The organism is Pseudomonas sp. Larv2_ips, from assembly GCF_963879675.1.
Lineage (GTDB): Bacteria > Pseudomonadota > Gammaproteobacteria > Pseudomonadales > Pseudomonadaceae > Aquipseudomonas.
In genome coordinates, this window is sequence record NZ_CAWOAW010000023.1 from 1 (window position 1) to 14,295 (window position 14,295).

25 protein-coding genes and 3 pseudogenes are annotated in these 14,295 nt (G+C 57.4%); 7 read left to right on the forward strand and 21 right to left on the reverse strand.

Translation table 11 applies throughout. The annotated features are described in order from the left end of the window. From AACV02_RS15935 to AACV02_RS15945, 3 genes and pseudogenes are all read right to left on the reverse strand, one after another. A pseudogene (locus AACV02_RS15935) lies at nt 1-214 on the reverse strand (terminase); the annotation flags it as partial. Further along, nucleotides 189-665 (reverse strand): DUF2280 domain-containing protein, encoded by a 477-nt coding sequence (locus AACV02_RS15940; protein WP_119735604.1) that lies wholly within the window; start codon nt 663-665, stop codon nt 189-191. The gene AACV02_RS15940 and the pseudogene AACV02_RS15935, both read right to left, overlap by 26 nt. A 31-nt stretch (nt 666-696) precedes the next feature. Further along, the gene (locus AACV02_RS15945; protein ID WP_119735605.1) at nt 697-1,320 is read right to left on the reverse strand and encodes a putative metallopeptidase; all 624 of its coding nucleotides are present in this window, start codon (nt 1,318-1,320) and stop codon (nt 697-699) included. A 73-nt stretch (nt 1,321-1,393) separates the two neighbouring features. On the opposite strand from AACV02_RS15945, the gene AACV02_RS15950 reads away from it, so the two are divergent. After that, entirely contained in the window at nt 1,394-1,600 is a 207-nt protein-coding gene (locus AACV02_RS15950) for a hypothetical protein (RefSeq protein WP_119735606.1), read from the forward strand. 31 nt (nt 1,601-1,631) lie between these two features. Here the strand turns inward: AACV02_RS15950 and AACV02_RS15955 are convergent, their stop codons facing one another. The 6 genes from AACV02_RS15955 to AACV02_RS15980 all read right to left on the reverse strand — a co-directional run bounded on the left by AACV02_RS15955 (nt 1,632) and on the right by AACV02_RS15980 (nt 3,317). Next, nucleotides 1,632-1,886: a hypothetical protein gene (locus AACV02_RS15955; protein ID WP_119735607.1), complete on the reverse strand. Its 255-nt coding sequence runs from the start codon at nt 1,884-1,886 to the stop codon at nt 1,632-1,634. Further along, entirely contained in the window at nt 1,883-2,071 is a 189-nt protein-coding gene (locus AACV02_RS15960; protein ID WP_119735608.1) for a hypothetical protein, read from the reverse strand. Before AACV02_RS15960 ends, AACV02_RS15955 begins: the two co-directional genes overlap by 4 nt. Next, on the reverse strand, nt 2,068-2,259 hold the full coding sequence (locus AACV02_RS15965) for a hypothetical protein (RefSeq protein WP_119735609.1): 192 nt from the start codon (nt 2,257-2,259) through the stop codon (nt 2,068-2,070). The genes AACV02_RS15960 and AACV02_RS15965 overlap by 4 nt, the downstream gene beginning before the upstream one ends. Beyond that, nucleotides 2,256-2,465, reverse strand: coding sequence for a hypothetical protein (locus AACV02_RS15970; RefSeq protein WP_119735610.1), 210 nt, complete (start codon nt 2,463-2,465; stop codon nt 2,256-2,258). The genes AACV02_RS15965 and AACV02_RS15970 overlap by 4 nt, the downstream gene beginning before the upstream one ends. A 163-nt stretch (nt 2,466-2,628) precedes the next feature. Continuing rightward, a complete protein-coding gene (locus AACV02_RS15975; RefSeq protein WP_119735611.1) occupies nt 2,629-2,946 on the reverse strand; it encodes a hypothetical protein in 318 nt (105 codons plus the stop codon). Continuing rightward, a complete protein-coding gene (locus tag AACV02_RS15980) occupies nt 2,946-3,317 on the reverse strand; it encodes a chemotaxis protein (protein ID WP_025856073.1) in 372 nt (123 codons plus the stop codon). Before AACV02_RS15980 ends, AACV02_RS15975 begins: the two co-directional genes overlap by 1 nt. A gap of 131 nt (nt 3,318-3,448) precedes the next feature. On the opposite strand from AACV02_RS15980, the gene AACV02_RS15985 reads away from it, so the two are divergent. Next, nucleotides 3,449-4,192, forward strand: coding sequence for a hypothetical protein (locus AACV02_RS15985; protein ID WP_143192519.1), 744 nt, complete (start codon nt 3,449-3,451; stop codon nt 4,190-4,192). Between the two features lie 21 nt (nt 4,193-4,213). On the opposite strand, the pseudogene AACV02_RS30975 reads toward AACV02_RS15985, so the two are convergent. Further along, nucleotides 4,214-4,303 (reverse strand): annotated as a pseudogene (locus AACV02_RS30975) (chemotaxis protein); the annotation flags it as partial. Nucleotides 4,304-4,524: 221 nt separating this feature from the next. Here AACV02_RS30975 and AACV02_RS15990 point away from each other — a divergent pair. Then, nucleotides 4,525-5,502 carry a hypothetical protein gene (locus AACV02_RS15990; RefSeq protein ID WP_157986794.1) on the forward strand — a complete coding sequence of 326 codons (978 nt, stop codon included), beginning with the start codon at nt 4,525-4,527 and terminating at the stop codon, nt 5,500-5,502. A gap of 518 nt (nt 5,503-6,020) precedes the next feature. Here AACV02_RS15990 and AACV02_RS15995 read toward each other — a convergent pair. The 11 genes and pseudogenes from AACV02_RS15995 to AACV02_RS16045 all read right to left on the reverse strand — a co-directional run bounded on the left by AACV02_RS15995 (nt 6,021) and on the right by AACV02_RS16045 (nt 12,170). After that, nucleotides 6,021-6,566 (reverse strand): hypothetical protein, encoded by a 546-nt coding sequence (locus AACV02_RS15995; protein WP_119735613.1) that lies wholly within the window; start codon nt 6,564-6,566, stop codon nt 6,021-6,023. Next, nucleotides 6,563-6,829: a hypothetical protein gene (locus AACV02_RS16000; RefSeq protein ID WP_119735614.1), complete on the reverse strand. Its 267-nt coding sequence runs from the start codon at nt 6,827-6,829 to the stop codon at nt 6,563-6,565. Before AACV02_RS16000 ends, AACV02_RS15995 begins: the two co-directional genes overlap by 4 nt. Beyond that, on the reverse strand, nt 6,826-7,428 hold the full coding sequence (locus tag AACV02_RS16005; protein WP_119735615.1) for a recombination protein NinG: 603 nt from the start codon (nt 7,426-7,428) through the stop codon (nt 6,826-6,828). Before AACV02_RS16005 ends, AACV02_RS16000 begins: the two co-directional genes overlap by 4 nt. Nucleotides 7,429-7,606: 178 nt before the next feature. Then, nucleotides 7,607-8,023 carry a recombination protein NinB gene (locus AACV02_RS16010; RefSeq protein WP_119735617.1) on the reverse strand — a complete coding sequence of 139 codons (417 nt, stop codon included), beginning with the start codon at nt 8,021-8,023 and terminating at the stop codon, nt 7,607-7,609. Further along, the gene (locus tag AACV02_RS16015) at nt 8,016-8,165 is read right to left on the reverse strand and encodes a hypothetical protein (protein WP_157986795.1); all 150 of its coding nucleotides are present in this window, start codon (nt 8,163-8,165) and stop codon (nt 8,016-8,018) included. Before AACV02_RS16015 ends, AACV02_RS16010 begins: the two co-directional genes overlap by 8 nt. Further along, nucleotides 8,162-8,926 (reverse strand): hypothetical protein, encoded by a 765-nt coding sequence (locus AACV02_RS16020; RefSeq protein ID WP_119735618.1) that lies wholly within the window; start codon nt 8,924-8,926, stop codon nt 8,162-8,164. Before AACV02_RS16020 ends, AACV02_RS16015 begins: the two co-directional genes overlap by 4 nt. Next, nucleotides 8,923-9,711 carry a hypothetical protein gene (locus AACV02_RS16025; RefSeq protein ID WP_119735619.1) on the reverse strand — a complete coding sequence of 263 codons (789 nt, stop codon included), beginning with the start codon at nt 9,709-9,711 and terminating at the stop codon, nt 8,923-8,925. The genes AACV02_RS16020 and AACV02_RS16025 overlap by 4 nt, the downstream gene beginning before the upstream one ends. Further along, nucleotides 9,698-10,628 (reverse strand): annotated as a pseudogene (locus tag AACV02_RS16030) (helix-turn-helix domain-containing protein). The gene AACV02_RS16025 and the pseudogene AACV02_RS16030 overlap by 14 nt, the downstream one beginning before the upstream one ends. After that, complete coding sequence (locus tag AACV02_RS16035) at nt 10,625-11,416, reverse strand: Rha family transcriptional regulator (RefSeq protein WP_244657789.1); 792 nt, start codon at nt 11,414-11,416, stop codon at nt 10,625-10,627. The pseudogene AACV02_RS16030 and the gene AACV02_RS16035 overlap by 4 nt, the downstream one beginning before the upstream one ends. Nucleotides 11,417-11,485: 69 nt before the next feature. Further along, nucleotides 11,486-11,908, reverse strand: a complete 423-nt coding sequence (locus AACV02_RS16040) for a phage regulatory CII family protein (RefSeq protein ID WP_099547984.1) — start codon at nt 11,906-11,908, stop codon at nt 11,486-11,488. Nucleotides 11,909-11,990: 82 nt separating this feature from the next. Further along, nucleotides 11,991-12,170, reverse strand: a complete 180-nt coding sequence (locus AACV02_RS16045; protein ID WP_099547985.1) for a Cro/CI family transcriptional regulator — start codon at nt 12,168-12,170, stop codon at nt 11,991-11,993. Nucleotides 12,171-12,279: 109 nt separating this feature from the next. Here AACV02_RS16045 and AACV02_RS16050 point away from each other — a divergent pair, with 109 nt between their 5' ends. From AACV02_RS16050 to AACV02_RS16065, 4 genes are all read left to right on the forward strand, one after another. Beyond that, the gene (locus tag AACV02_RS16050) at nt 12,280-12,936 is read left to right on the forward strand and encodes a LexA family protein (protein WP_099547986.1); all 657 of its coding nucleotides are present in this window, start codon (nt 12,280-12,282) and stop codon (nt 12,934-12,936) included. 93 nt (nt 12,937-13,029) lie between these two features. Then, nucleotides 13,030-13,338, forward strand: coding sequence for a hypothetical protein (locus tag AACV02_RS16055; protein ID WP_099547987.1), 309 nt, complete (start codon nt 13,030-13,032; stop codon nt 13,336-13,338). Further along, nucleotides 13,322-13,576: a hypothetical protein gene (locus tag AACV02_RS16060; protein ID WP_372239717.1), complete on the forward strand. Its 255-nt coding sequence runs from the start codon at nt 13,322-13,324 to the stop codon at nt 13,574-13,576. The genes AACV02_RS16055 and AACV02_RS16060 overlap by 17 nt, the downstream gene beginning before the upstream one ends. Before the next feature lie 226 nt (nt 13,577-13,802). Further along, nucleotides 13,803-14,054 (forward strand): DUF1654 domain-containing protein, encoded by a 252-nt coding sequence (locus AACV02_RS16065; protein ID WP_119735621.1) that lies wholly within the window; start codon nt 13,803-13,805, stop codon nt 14,052-14,054. The last annotated feature ends 241 nt before the right edge of the window (nt 14,055-14,295 follow it).

The window sequence follows — 14,295 nt, forward strand, 5'->3', positions numbered from 1 at the left end:
CGTACCAGATCTCATCCTCAACGCTCACGCCCCACTCAGCAGCCAGACGTGCGGCGCGGCGCATCTCGGCCTTGCCCAGGAACGTCTTGCCGAACCGCCGGCCACACACCGCATCACGGAAGCGGGCCTCTGGCTGGAACCCCCAGCAGTAAATATTCGCCTGCTTGGGCGTCAGCTTCACCGGTGGGTCAAAGGTACGGGGTAGCGGGAACATTCTCATCAGGCTCCAAGGTGTACTCAGCGACGGCGTGCTGCTGGTCCGCTTGGGAGCCCAGAGGTTTTTCAGGTTCCAGGCGGCGATTCACGTAGATATCGCCCACCTCTTTCGCGGCCTGCTCGTACAACTGAGCGGTCAGCGCCAGGTTGCGCATGCTCTCGGCCTTCTCAGCCATTCGCCCCAGGCCACGAAGCCGATAGGCGCGGTTGGCGATGGGGATCTCGGCGGTTTCTTCGCGAAAGCGCTTTCGAGTGTCGTGGAACAAGGTTGCCCACTTCACTGCAAGCCCCTTTCCGGCCGACTTGGTGGGGTCATGCGTCTCCACCTGCTGGCGGCTCACCACAACCCCGTATTCGTTCTTGACGGCTTCCACCACCTGGGATGGCGTGTCAAAGCACGCAAGCGCCTGAACGATGAAGCTCTTCACCTCATTTTTCAGGGCTGCCATAAATTCTCATCCGTCTAGAGCCTGTCAAGAATCAGGCCGATCTCAGCAGACAGGTTCCGCAGGCCCTCGCAATGTTCAATTCCCCCACCTCAGCAGGACTGTTTGCAGCATCCACCAACGCTTGAACGTCAGGGCTCGCACCGTAGCGGCGGACGACACCGACGAACTCTTCGACGTCGTGGCCCTGCAGCTTGATCTTCGGTGCGCCGTCTTGGGTGAATGCTGGTTGACCGTACTTGTCGGTCGCGCGAGCCAGGTGATACAGCTCGTGTTCGATCAGGGCGCAGAACTCAAGGTCGCTGCACTGGGCGCAGTAGTCAGCAGCCAAGGTGATGATGAAGGCCGGCACATCACCGAACCAATCACGCATCTGTTGCTCCATCCGGGCTTTCTGCCAACCGCCGGCGCGGAACGCCACCTGTTCGGCCTGGCCAAGCACCGTTCGGCCCTGTTTCTCAAAGCCCGATGAGGCCCACATGACCCGGATGTCTGCATCCAGTAAGTGAGCATGGTCTTCGTTGTGGATGTGGCCAGTGTCGGCAAGGATCTCGGCTTGGAGCCATTCCCATACCTCGGGAGCTGGGGTCAGGCGGATACCGAACTCGGAGAGGTCAGCCAGCTCGAGCAGCGACAATGGTGGGTATGGCCTGTCCATGGATCACCTTGAGCTTGAAATAGTGGCGTGTTGCCGGTATTGGTGGGAATCAACTCAACGCAAGGAAAGCAACATGACTGACAAAACCACACACGCGATTCATGCATCCACATACAGAGTCGCAGGTCCGGAAGATAAGCGGATCATGGCGGTAAGCGCGGCGCTGGACCTCATCGGTAAGCGCGCCGCCCTAGTAACGTCACACGGCGTACTGGAGTACGAAATGGCCAAGCTCTCGGATTATGCAGATCAAATCCAGGCGGCCATTGATAAAAAATGATCCACCCGTGCCGCACTCAACTGCGGCACGCTTACCCCTCTCCGCTATCAAGTAACACATCTATCATCTTTTGCTCGCCCAAGCGCATCGCACCAAGGCATTGCAGGTCGTCGCACTTCGGGCCGAGGCCGAACACGGTCACCTCTCCCTTCGCGCCGATCAGCGTCAAGGCACCCACGGTGCATTCCGGGTGCTCGCCTGCATCCAGGTCATCGGCAATCTTGCGAAGGGTCTTTGCAGCATCTCGCCAACCCTCGCGCTTGAGCTCAACGAGCTTCACGCTCATGCCGTCACCTGCTGTAGCCACTCTTCGATGATCCGCTGCACCACGGCCTCAGTGAGTATCGATGACGGTTTGTCGCCGTCTATCACCGATTGCACCAGAGCGTGCGGAATTACGTGGGCACCATCACTCGCTACCACCATCAGGTGTGGGCGCTGGTCGGCGATGTCGTGAACGGTCGCGGTCATTGCGTCACCATCTGGTGTGTCTGTGCGTGTGCGTGACCGTGGAGCAATCCAACGATCAGGCCCTGGGGCAACCCGGCTTCCTTGGCAGCGTCCACGGCATCGGCAATAGCCTTGTCGAGTGCGCCGACCGCAGCGTTGATTTCAGGGCTCATTGGCAGCACGTGCCGCAGCCGGGTTACCTTGCTCACGGTGCAACCTCGTACTGGAATGCGCGATCCGCAGGCATAGCCGTCACAAACCGGCAGCGATGGGCGTCGAACTCTTCCCGCGTGGCAATGGTGCGCTCATGCCGCGAGTTGGTCTTGCCGGTGAACCGCTCACGATGAACGACCACACCTTCACGCAGGAACTCGACCTCGGCCGACCCCAAGAGCTTGGTTACGATTACTTTCATGGCGTCACACGAAGCTGGAGGCCGCCACTGCCAGGACGATGATCACAAGCGCGATCCCGCCCAACAGGGTGACAGTCTTTGAGGAATTGGTATTCGAAGCCATGGCGATGCCCTCGGCGCATTCCGCGCCACAATTTTGTGAGTTACGAAAACGTGGCGCGGATTACTGCGATACCCGATTGAGTGCTTCATCGGCTTTGTCGGCAGCCTGGGCCGCGGTCGTTGCGGCCTTGGTGGCCTTGTCGGCAGCAGTACCGGTTTGGCGTGTCAGCTCTTCCAGCCGCTTGTCGCGTTCGCCCATTGCGGTGTCGTAGGCCTTGCGGATGTCAGTGACCTGATTGCTTTGCTTCTCGGCGAGCGACCAGTAGGCAGCCTGGTAACCCAGTACTGCACCACCACCCACCAGCACGACAGCAATGGCCCAGACCTCGGCCCGTCGCCACCAGCGGCGTGCGATAAATTCCAATGCGCATCTGTCCATCAGGCGATTCCTCCCAGCTTGGTGCGCAGGCGAGTGATCTCGTCGCTCTGTTGTGTCACGCGGTCAGTGAGCTGAGCGACCTGGCTGGTCAGCGCCTCGATCTTCCCTTCCATGCGCCCTACTGCGGCGGCCAGGTCATTCCGCTCTTTCGCAAATTGATCGGCGCGGGCCTCGGCTTCCTTGCGGGCCGCTCGCTCCTGGTTCAGCAGCTCGTTCAACCGCTTCAGCGTGCCGATATCGGCGCTGTCCATCGCGCGGTCGGTCGCATCCTTGGAAAGGAAGCGGCGCAGCCAAAGCAGGCCGCCCAATACAACGGTGGCGCTACCGCCCAGCCAGGTAGCTGTGCCTGGGCCGAGGTCAGTTGGGTCCATCACTACTCCAGAAATGAAAAAACCTCGCACGATGGCGAGGCTTAAGTTTGCGTGTGTCGCGCTGAAACAGCTGAACACCGTGGCATAAAAACAGAATCATTCCGTGCGGAAAAGCACTTTTCGAAAATGTCTTGAGTGCGGATAATGCACTTCCCTACCGCACTCATCCTTCAAATTTGGATGACCATTTATCTTGGACGATGATGAATAACAACGGACCCATTGCAGAAGACAACGTCGCGGACTTTCCTGGCCGAGAGCAGAATGGCGAAAAGGAGGGTCAGCCGAAACCCGCTACGCCTGAACTTGACGCCGCCCAGGAAGCGCGCATTCGACTCGAAATGAAGCTCCACCGTGAGCAATACGAGGCGGATGAGGTTCAGCGTAAGAAGAGGTTCATGAACAGGCTCGTCATATCGACTGCCGCTGGATTCGTCTTCCTCGTTTTTAACTTCTTATCTCTGCGCAACCCCGAAATCTACGACGTGGATCCGGAAACACTCAGAATTGTCAACCAAGCCATCAACGCAATCATTCTGCTGACGGTGCCTTTTGTTCTAGGAACAATAGGCGCTTCTGCGAGAATACTGATTTCCGACATAAATCCTCAGCACAAAACCGCTTTGATTGTGTCGTCTGGCCTGATGGCCGTTTTTTCATGGGTTAGTATTAAAAGCGGTGTATTGGTAGCCTTGCTAGCTCCGCACATAGAAAGAGCTAACCTTTCAAAAGAAACCGTTACAACAGGCCAAAGCGATTTCTATACCTTGGCATTGGTCGCAATCGCGGTAGGCATGTTTGCGACGAACGTATATTTAATGATCGCGCAAAGGGTTGATCAACTAACACTGCGATCCAAGGACGACAGACCTTGAGACACTGAGGAAGTCTGTGGGCTTCCTCAGCAACAGCAGACCACCGAGCAAAACAGTGCCGGTACCGCCAAGCCACGCGAACGTGCCAGGGCCCAGGTCGTAAGGATCCATCGCCACTCCATAGAGAAAGGTGGCCGAGGTACGACCTGTACAAATAAGTCAGCTCCAGCAGCACTCCCAGCTCAGAGCGAAGGGTGTGGAGAGGCCGAAAAGGGAGATGCCACCCACCGTGTGCGAGTATCCAAGGATAGAAGCCATTTCTTTAGGTCTACTCGTATCTGCCGATAAGATTGACCAATCAAGGCCTACACAATGCTGGCTGGGCTAGATAAATGAATATTGATAAGGAGCGTCACTTGCTTGATACGATACATATCATTGATGAGTACCTTGCCAAACCTAAAACGGGCAGCAACGCGTCATCAACTCAAAACTTCACCATGCCTGGCAGGGACACTCCGCAGATCTCGTCAGAACTCCTAAAAGGTGTAGCCGCCTCATCGTTAGCGCTTTCTCTAGTTCCTACGCCGCTGATTTTTGCAGCAGTAAGCGCCATACCTTCTTTGATCAGCCTTGTGTCTGGCGATAAGGATGAGGACAAAGCCGTCCGCGCAGATAAGGAGCGTCTTCTAGCTGTTTTTGTTGAGCGCGCCACCTATTCTCCGAGCCAGGCGCGCGAAGCTGGATATCGCTTCCAGCCGGGGCACCCAATGAGTGGAAAGTCATACCGAAGACACCCACTTGCAGACATCTCCGAGGAGGGAAATAAGCAGCTCTACATCCCCAGCGAGACTTACGATGCTCACGTACTGGAGGAGAGAGAGTCTGAGCTCATAAGACTCCTAGTATCCCTGGGAGCAACTCGGATTAGCATTACCAAAAACACCACAAGCACCAAGAGCAGCCTGATCAAAGCGGGAGGTTCGATTGACGCGGGCGCGATCGCGACTGCAGGGGCAGGCTTGGGCAGAGATTCTCAACATGCAAGCGGCACTTCGGATACCAGGGTATTCACCCTTACCGGAAACGCTTGGGACGCTTCGCGAGAAATTGATGTCAATAAGTTCTTCTGGTTGGCGTTCGAGCCTTCCTGGAAAGCAGTTCTATTCGCAAGACAGTATGGCGGCTGTACCGAGGCATCTCTTGAGCTCAAGGAGAATACCTCGTTCTCAGAGGACACAAACATTGAGCTCTCTATCAAGGTGAAGCAAATCGGTGGAGGTGCTTCAGCGAATTTTGGGGCGAGCGACAACGGACAGAGAGCACACCTGATAAATGTTCAATTCGCTGCCGCTGAACCCAAAATCTAGCTATTGCACCAATCACCCAAGCGCCAGCGCGACTCCGGCTATACGAACGATGTTGTGGGCTCACGGCTGAGGGGGATTCATTAGCTCTGCGCTACCGGCCCTCCCGAGGACTATCATGCTGCTAGTGAAACCGAGGCAATAAAAAACCCGGCGCGATAGCCGGGTTTTCGTTGAGGCGGAGCCTCAAATGAAGCGAGGTAGGCGACCTGCCGCCAAACAGCTACACCAAATGGCCGAGATTGTCATTGCTACGGATGTCGCTAGTAGATTTGAAATTTCTGTCATCATATTGCTACCCCCAGGTAATGTATTGTTAATTACGAACAGCAGTTCTTTTGAAGCTGGAATGCACGTCATAAAGACCGTTAACATAAAAAGAATTGCCATCTGGGTAGCTTGCATAGCCGCGGGTCTCGAACCCGACACTCCTCGAAACTTTTTCCACGATCGTTGAAGCGTAAGATCGTGACGATGTAGAAATCATCTCTCATTTTCTCACTCAATGCAATGGCTTTTTGCTATGCAACACAACTTTCGATAAGCCCCTCAGCATCGAGCAGCTCCTGAGCCGCTGTCAGCGCTTCGTTGACTTGGTCATCCAGCGCCTTGCGGATCGACGAGCGCCACCGGTAGCGGGTGGATTCCGGTTTGCCATCGTTGTCCCAATTGGTGATGTCGTACCAGGCGGCCGGCAGTACCGCGGCGGAACGCTTGCCCTCGGCGCCCGCCACTTGCGGAATGGCCCAGGTCAGCACGGCGCACTCCCGGAAACGCTTCGGTGCCGGCGTTCGCACGGAGTTGAGCAACTCCAGGATGGCGCCGTGTTTGCGCTCCTGGTGTGTCGAGTACTTCGCTACAAGCGCCCGCCAGTGTGCCGGGGTCAGCGCCTTATGCAGCCGACCGAACACCCAGCAGTCCTGGAGAAACGCCGCCTCCTTGCCGACGATCTCCCCCTTCTGCTTGGCGCACTGAACCTTCGGCTCGAAGTCGCAGCCGCCGGCGGAACTGATGGTCTCGGCCGCGAGGGCTCGAACTACTGCTGAAACAACGTTGCGATAGGTCATGCGGCGGCCCTCCGAGCCAGTTTCTGTTCACATTTTTTGCATCGGTCCCAGTTGCCCGGCTCGAACATCGGCATCTTGTCCGTGCTTACAGTGTCGATGCCGCACAGCGAACGCCAGAAATACGCCCTGCCCTGATTCGTGATCGCAGAAAACTCTTTCTCCTGGTTGAAGTAGTGAGCCTTCCCCGTGATTGGGAACATCGGCTTAAGCCAGCCCTTCGAAGGCCGACTTGCGCCACCGGTCATTTGCGCAACTTGCGTCATGCTGCCGCCCTCTTGAGTTCTCTGGTCATTTCCCGGTACTTGGCCTTGATGGCCTTGATCTCTTCCACGGTGTACTTGCATGGCGGGTGAAGCCCTTCCAGCCAAGCGACCTTCTCGGCGCCGATGCGCTGCACCAGACGAATGCGGTACTCCACGGCGTTGCCGGAAAGGTTGCGATTGCACTTCACGCACTGGCGGTGGATGTTCGACGGTTCGAAGCGCAGTTCTGGGCAGGCGCCGACAGAACGATAGTGCCCGGCATCCCATCGGCTGCCGGTCATGAGGTCGTTGTCGTTCGGCGTCGAATCGCAACTGATACACGGCAGGTGCGCATCCCGCAGGCGCACGTACTCGTTCACCGCGGCCTGAGCCTCGCGCAGGTGGTCAGCCCTACTCTTCAGCTTCTCCTTGCGGGCTTTGATCTCCCGGCGCCCGACCTGGGCGAGCGCCTTAAGGGCCTTCGGTGCGTGCCTTGGCGCGTCGATCATTGCGCACGCCGGACTGCACACCGCCTGACCGATACGCGCCGGGACGAATGGAGTCCTGCAGGTCTCGACGCGGCACTTCTTCGGCTTCGGTTGCTTCCGTTCAATCGTCACGCGGCCTCCTTGGCTTTCTGCCGATTGTTACCGAACAATGGCGCCTGCCCCTCAGCGAGCATCCATTCAAACTTCTCCTTGCAGCCTGTAGCGCACTGTCGTGGGTTCAGGCTCGGCATGTTGCTCATCGGCTCACCGCAGTCAGGGCAGCGTCTTCCGTATCCGTTGTCGTGGCTCATCAATAACGCCCTCCCCAATTGTCCTTTTGCGTCCAGCGCACCTGGTGCTCGGCTCCGAAGCAATGAACCCATTCGATCAATTCGCCGCACTGCTTCACGGTGAGCTTGCTTGTGCGCTCGTAGATAACATCAAAGCCGTTGCCGTCGACTGCAGGGATCATCTGCGGCTGGTCGCCAGACTCACGCAGCCAGGCGGCGGTAAGGAGGCGTTTCCAGATCAGGACATCCCACTTCTTCCCGGCGTGCTCGACCTGACCGGCGATATCTGCCAGCGCCGCGTGCAGAGCCTTGTTCTGCTCTCCGCTGCGGTCCACTTCGGTGATGGCCAGCTTTTTGGGCTTGGCCAGGTCCAGGCCAGCGATGTAGCCCATAGCCTTGTTGCGGTCTGATTCGTTGCGGATCTGAAGGCTAGTCATGGGGCAACTCCAACAGCGCGAACCAGAGAGGGGCGAATACGACCACGCCGAAAACAATTCCGCCAATTACGCCCTGGAAAACGGCCTGAGGCATGCTCTTAGCCTGCTTCCAGAACATGAACCAGTAGAGGAAGTTAGTCATGACCGCTCTCCCTTGCCCATGGCGGCGCCCGGTTCGGCCAGTACCGAGGCGACAGTCGCAATCTCGAACCACTTGGTCCAGTACACGTCCTGCCGTTCGCCCGACTCATAGGCGATGAAGGTGGTATAGCCCTCTTCCGGCAAGCCAAGATCCGCAACTACTTCGGCCACAGCGTCTGCGATTAACCCAAAGTCGTCAGAGCCCAGCCAATTGCCCAACAGATGTGTAATTCGGACGGTGTATTCGCCCTCTTCGACGTCACAACCGCACTCGGTTTCAATAGTGATTTCGAAAACCTTCTGGTCTCCATGGCGATCCTTGAGGCGGGTGAAATCGTATTCCTCGAAGCCCGCAACGCGACCCCTTTCAAGGTCTTCAATGGCCGTATTCAGCGCCTCGTTCTCGGCCTTGAGCTGGTCGCGCTCGTTGGAAACATCAATCAACTTGGCTGCATTGCAATCGCATTGGCCGCGCCATTCGCCGACCATGTCACGCACATCACCAGTGTCTCCGCAATTCCAGCAGGACGGGCCGTTCTTCCAAACCTCAAGCTCTTGCGCGAGATCACGCTCGGTTGTGCTACGCACCGTCTTCAGCCACTCGTTCTCGGTCAGCAGCTCCAGCGCCACCTCCTCCACGGTCTTCTCACCGAGGAATTCACCAAGCGCTTCCGTGTTCTGCTTCCACTCCGCGCAGTCAGCCTTCCAGGAAGCGACTTCACTCCACAACAGCTTGTGAAGTTTCTGCTTGTCGATGGTCATGCCCGTGCCTCCAATTCCTGGGCCTGCTTGATCAGCAGCGCCCGGCGGTTCGCCAACTCATTGGCCGCTTCAATCCGCATTTCTGTTTTTCGTTCGGCGCTGGCCTTGCGCATTTCCAGCATCGAGTTTTTGACCAGTTCCAGTTTCTGGCGCAGCACTGGAGCAGGCTGGGTGACGGCGCCGGTGAGCAAGCCGGCAATGGCGCGGCCATCCTCGGTAACAGGAACAATGCTCAGGTCAGCCAAGTACTTCTGGCCGTGCTCTTGGGGAATGCGTTTCAGTTCCACAGCCTTGGTGACTGCCTGGATGCGCCGGTTGGAGTCGAAGCCTACGGACACGTGCCAGTTGACCGGTTTCGCATCCTCGCGGGCCTGGCCCACGAACCTTTGGTAGGCGTCGATGAACGCCATGCGCGCACCGATTTTGTCGCCGCCATCCAAGATGGGTTTCGCTGCTGCCAGGGCCAGTTGGATTTCATCGGTCAGCACCACGGTTTCAAATTCGTCGTTGGTGGTCATGGCGATGGCCCAGGCCTCGTCCTTGCCAGGACGGCCGTCGGAGGACTGGACGCGTTGCAGGATGTCAGCCATTGCCAGCTTGCCCTTCACCTCGAAGCGACAGGCCTTGAGCGCTGCTTTGACGACGGGCACCGGATACGCGCAGAGGTCTTCGGCCATCATTGCGGCAGTGCCTGGGTTCATTTCCTGGCCCATGGCCTCGGCGGTGGCGCAGATGGCGGCGGCCAGCCCGGCGACCTGCTGGTCGTTCATTTCAAAGGTATTCATTTCGGTCACCTGCTTGGCGTTTGGCCAGAACCATCTGGGCGGCTTGCTCCGCTGCGGAGTGGTTTGCCTCAGTCCGCTCCATCTGGCGGGCGGTTGTCCCGTTGATGCGCTGCCCGGTCACCCACTGGGTGTGATAGCTCTCGGCGTTGGCCAGCAGCTCGTTGAGGCTGTGGCACTTGCGCAGCACAGCGGCGTCGCTGGTTTTCAAGAAGTGGGCGGCAACGTGGTGGGCGACATCGGCGCCGAGGCGGTCGACCAGCTGGCCGAGCTGGCCGCCAACCTTGGCATTCCACACAGGCCAGGCGCTGTAGCGTTTGCGGTAAGCCATGGCGTAGTTCGCCCAGACCTTGAAGGTTTTGCAGGCCTGATCTTTGGGGCCAGGCATGTCGGCGGGGATCTCCACTCGGGGAACATCGCTGCGATCAACCACCAGCACCAAGCCGCGGGACTGGGCCGGAACAACCTCGGCGGGAGCCGGGGGTGCAATCGGTTCATTGACCGGTTCCATGACTGGTTCAAGAGAGTTACTGATTCTGGGTGCAACTGCTGCACTACCCCCCTGGTGCAGGAGATTCACTAGGGGGTGAACCTGCTGCACTACCCTGGCGAACCTGCTGCACTACCCCTGGTGCAGGAGGTGCACCACCACCGTCGAGGGTGAGAAAGTAAACGTTCGACGAATTCCCCTTTGGCCCACCTTTCCGGATCTCCTTGCGCAACAGCCCCGCCTCACACAGAGCGGTGATGTGATTCATGACAGAACGCTTGCTGATCTCGCACTGGTCGGCAATGTGCTGATAGGAGGGCCAGCACTCGCCGATGTCGCTAGCGTTGTCGGCCAGCTTGATCAGTACCAGCTTGCGCAATGGGTTGCCGACGCGAAGCTTCATCGCGGCGACCATAAGGCCCATGCTCACGCAGCACCTCGCATTGCTTTTTCGTGCGTGAACAAGCCGTCCCAGGTCTTCTTCATGGGCAGCTCGCTAGCCAGGTACAGGTCGTACAGGCGTGTGGCGCCCTTCTTCAGCAGAACCGGTGTGTAGGAGATGAAAGGGTCTTTACCGTGCGGGGTGACTTCGACCTGGTGCTCGGTCATGTACTTGTCGCGCGCATAGGAGCCAACACGGTGACGTAGGCCGGACTTGCTCTCGTTGTAGAGCCAGCTGCGTGCTTCCAGGTACTTGCCCACCTGCATGACGTTGACCCCATTGAGGCCCTTGCAGAACTGGGTGTGGGTCATGCCTTCCTTGAACAGGTTCTCCAGGGAGTGGATCTTGGTCGCCTGCTGCTCGACCTGGGCGGTGAGCATCAAGCGGGCCTTCTCAGACTCCATGGCGATCTGCAGGATTTCGATGGTGGAAAGCTGTTGTGGTTGCGCAACCTGCCCTTCCAGTTCCTGCCAGCGGTCGATAACTCGTGCGCGGTGCTCGTCGCTGTAGCCAGCCACAACCAGATGCGTGTCACGCTCGGTCAGGTCGTAGACATCAATCGGTCGGCCGCCGGTGGCTTCACGCCGAGTTTTACGATCTGATCGTAAAAGCCCTTTGGCAAAAAGACGCTCGATGGTGGTGATCACATCGTTGTGCCGGGCCTCGACCAGATCGGCGATTTCCCGAGATGACATTGTCCGCGCCACGTTTTGCGATTGCGAAAAACGTGGCGCGGGAATGTTGGGGGTATTGATCGATTCTGTGTGTTGGTGCATGATTCGCTCCAGTTGTTTACCGCTGTAGAAAAAGCCGACCTCGAACGTCGGCTTTTTTGTGCCTGCTATTCAGGCTGCCTTCACCGACGCATCCATCACGTCCAGGCTCTGCCGAACGTGATTGATCTCTTGGCGGATCAGGCTCTTTTCGAAAGAGCTGACGTGGTTGTCGTCCAGCGCTTCGTGCACCGCGATCGTCAGGTCGGCAACTTCCTTACCTACGTTGATCAGCGACTTGGTGAGCGCTTGCGGCTCCGGCGCCGACTTCGATACCAGGTCAAAGCCGAACTCATTGGCCAGGGCCTGCAATGGGCGCATGTCGCCGGTGTGCAGCAAGATCCCGAACAGATGCTCCACGGTCAGGTGATGAGCCTCGTTGTCCGGGTTCGCGCGCTGAAGCAGGCCAACGTGTGGAACACCCATCTTTGCAGCCAGATTCTTGGGCTCGTTGCCCTTCACTGCTGCCTGGCACGCATCCAAAAAGTCTTCCATTCGTAAAACCTCAAATTTGTTTCCGTGGCGCCCTGCCGATGCAGAAGCGATCATTTGCTCAATAGATCGGCGGACATGGATGTCAGGCGGCCTGGGCCTTCTTTGTGGCCTTGAACTTGCCCTTGGAAAGAACCTGAATCTGGTACTGCCGGGATTCGGGAATGGTTTCCCCCCACATGGTCACTGCGCTCGGGCGGATGCCCAAGGCCAGTGCCAGCTTTGTCTTGCTGCCGAAGAATTCGGCGACTTCATGCGTATTCATTGCGCATCCTCGTTCGACTCTGACGCAATTTCAGCATGCTTAAGTTATCGAGTCAACGGCGTTTTCTGCCTACTGCATGCTTAAATTCAGTTAACTTAATATTGAGTCCATGGAAAGACACGAACGTATTGCCCGAGCCATACAGCTCAGCGGGAAAAAGAAGGGCGAGATTGCAGCGCTATGTGGTGTTGCAAACTCTGCCGTCACTCAATGGATCACTGGTGAGAGCAAAAGCCTCCGGCCGGAGAATCTTTACGCCCTGGCGAAAGCGACCGGCTTCCGGGCTGAGTGGCTTGCTATTGGCGAAGGGGAAGAGCGTGAGGTTTCAGAGTCGAACGTCTCCCCTGCCGCCCAGCCCACCAAATCATTCCGCTACCCGGTTGTGAGCTGGGTTGCCGCCGGCGCCTGGGCGGAAGCAGTGGAGCCCTACCCGGCCGGTATCTCGGACACCTACGAGTTTTCGGAGTACGACTCCAAAGGCCCTGCGTTCTGGCTGACAGTCAAAGGCGACTCGATGACGGCGCCCGCCGGCCAGAGCATTACTGAGGGCACTCTGATCTTGGTGGACACTGAGGCTGAGGTTGCACCAGGTAAGCTGGTCGTGGCCAAGCTGCCGGACAGCAACGAAGCCACATTCAAGAAGCTGGTCAGTGATGGTGGTCGGCTGTTCCTGAAGCCGCTGAACCCAAGCTACCCGATCGAGGCCGTCGACGAGCACTGCCGGATCGTGGGCGTGGTTGTGCAGGCGCTGCAGAAGTTTTACTGATCCGCAAGTGTGCCCGGGGGATATGCCCGAGCGGCAAGCTAAATCGAAATATCGCGAGCTGATTAGCGCTCGTATACACAAGGGAATGTGGTAATGAATGCCTTTCGGATCGCGACTCTAATAGTCGCCCCGCTTTTCATCTCCGGCTGCTACAGCACGCCAAAAGAAAAAACTGAGTACGAAAAACAGATCGACGCAGTACCGATGCCTGTAACGGAAGCTGAACGGGTTGAGCAGTGTCGTAACTTCAAGCAAAGCGCAGATTACCAGCGGACTTTGGATATTTTGCAGTACTCACAGCGATCCAAGCTCGGCGCCTCGTATTTTCAATTTACAGAGTCTCTAGCGCTTTCGCGTCGCCTTAGAGCCATGAAGTGCCCTGGGTATGGCTGGTTTTCCTGATGCGGCTGCCCAGGATGTGCCAATGACCGCATGGAGAGAGCAAAGCTTTTGGAGCAAGGTGTGGACCTATACTCTGCTGGCGCTCATGGTGGTTTTCACAACCGAAGCTGGCATTTGGCCGGAAGACAGTTCATCTAATCGCAAGCGGGTGTTCAGCCCTGGCTTCGTTGTGCTTTGCACCATCGTGGCGGTGGTTGAGCTGATAGCGCTGAACCACTTCTACGGCGCGCGCGGATGAGGTGAAGGCCGGAAGGATTGTGCGGAGGTTTAGCACACTGGCCTTGCCCAAGGATCGTCACCTCAGGTGTCGCAGAGAGCCCGCTATGGAGCGGGCTTTTTGGTATCCGTCGGAAACGCACCTGCTTCAAAATATGCATTTATGCATGAAACTTCTCGCCACCCTATTGCCAAGATATGTCAGTGCAAATACTGTTTATACATACAGTTTTAGCAAGGAGCGAAGCATGAACCAGGCACCCTACCCCACATCCAAACCGAGAAATTCCTACGAGCTTGTGGGCCACCGCCTGCAACGCTTGATCACCTCTCCCCGGGTACAGCGGATTCAGTTGGTTGAGGTATCCAGGCGCGACGATGAAAGCCCTGAAGCCTGGCGCCAGGTGATCCAAGATATCGGCGACACCGCCGGTATCAAGATCGAGCATCTGGAAGGCGGGGCCGTCAGGATCGGTTGGCGAGAGTACTGCGACACATAGCTGAGCCCGCCAATGAGCGGGCTTTTTATCGCCTGTAAATTTCAGCAATCTGAATTATTTAATTAAGCATGCTTGACACATTAATTTCAGCTTGCTTAAATTCAACTCAGGCCAGCTACGAAGAACGCCGGCCAGCAGCTAAACCTGCGCCGCTCTTTAGCGACACCCCTTGCCGGATCACCACCGGCCCAGATTCAAAGGCAGCGATGAACCGGCCTAAACGGTTCAGAGGGTTGGCAAC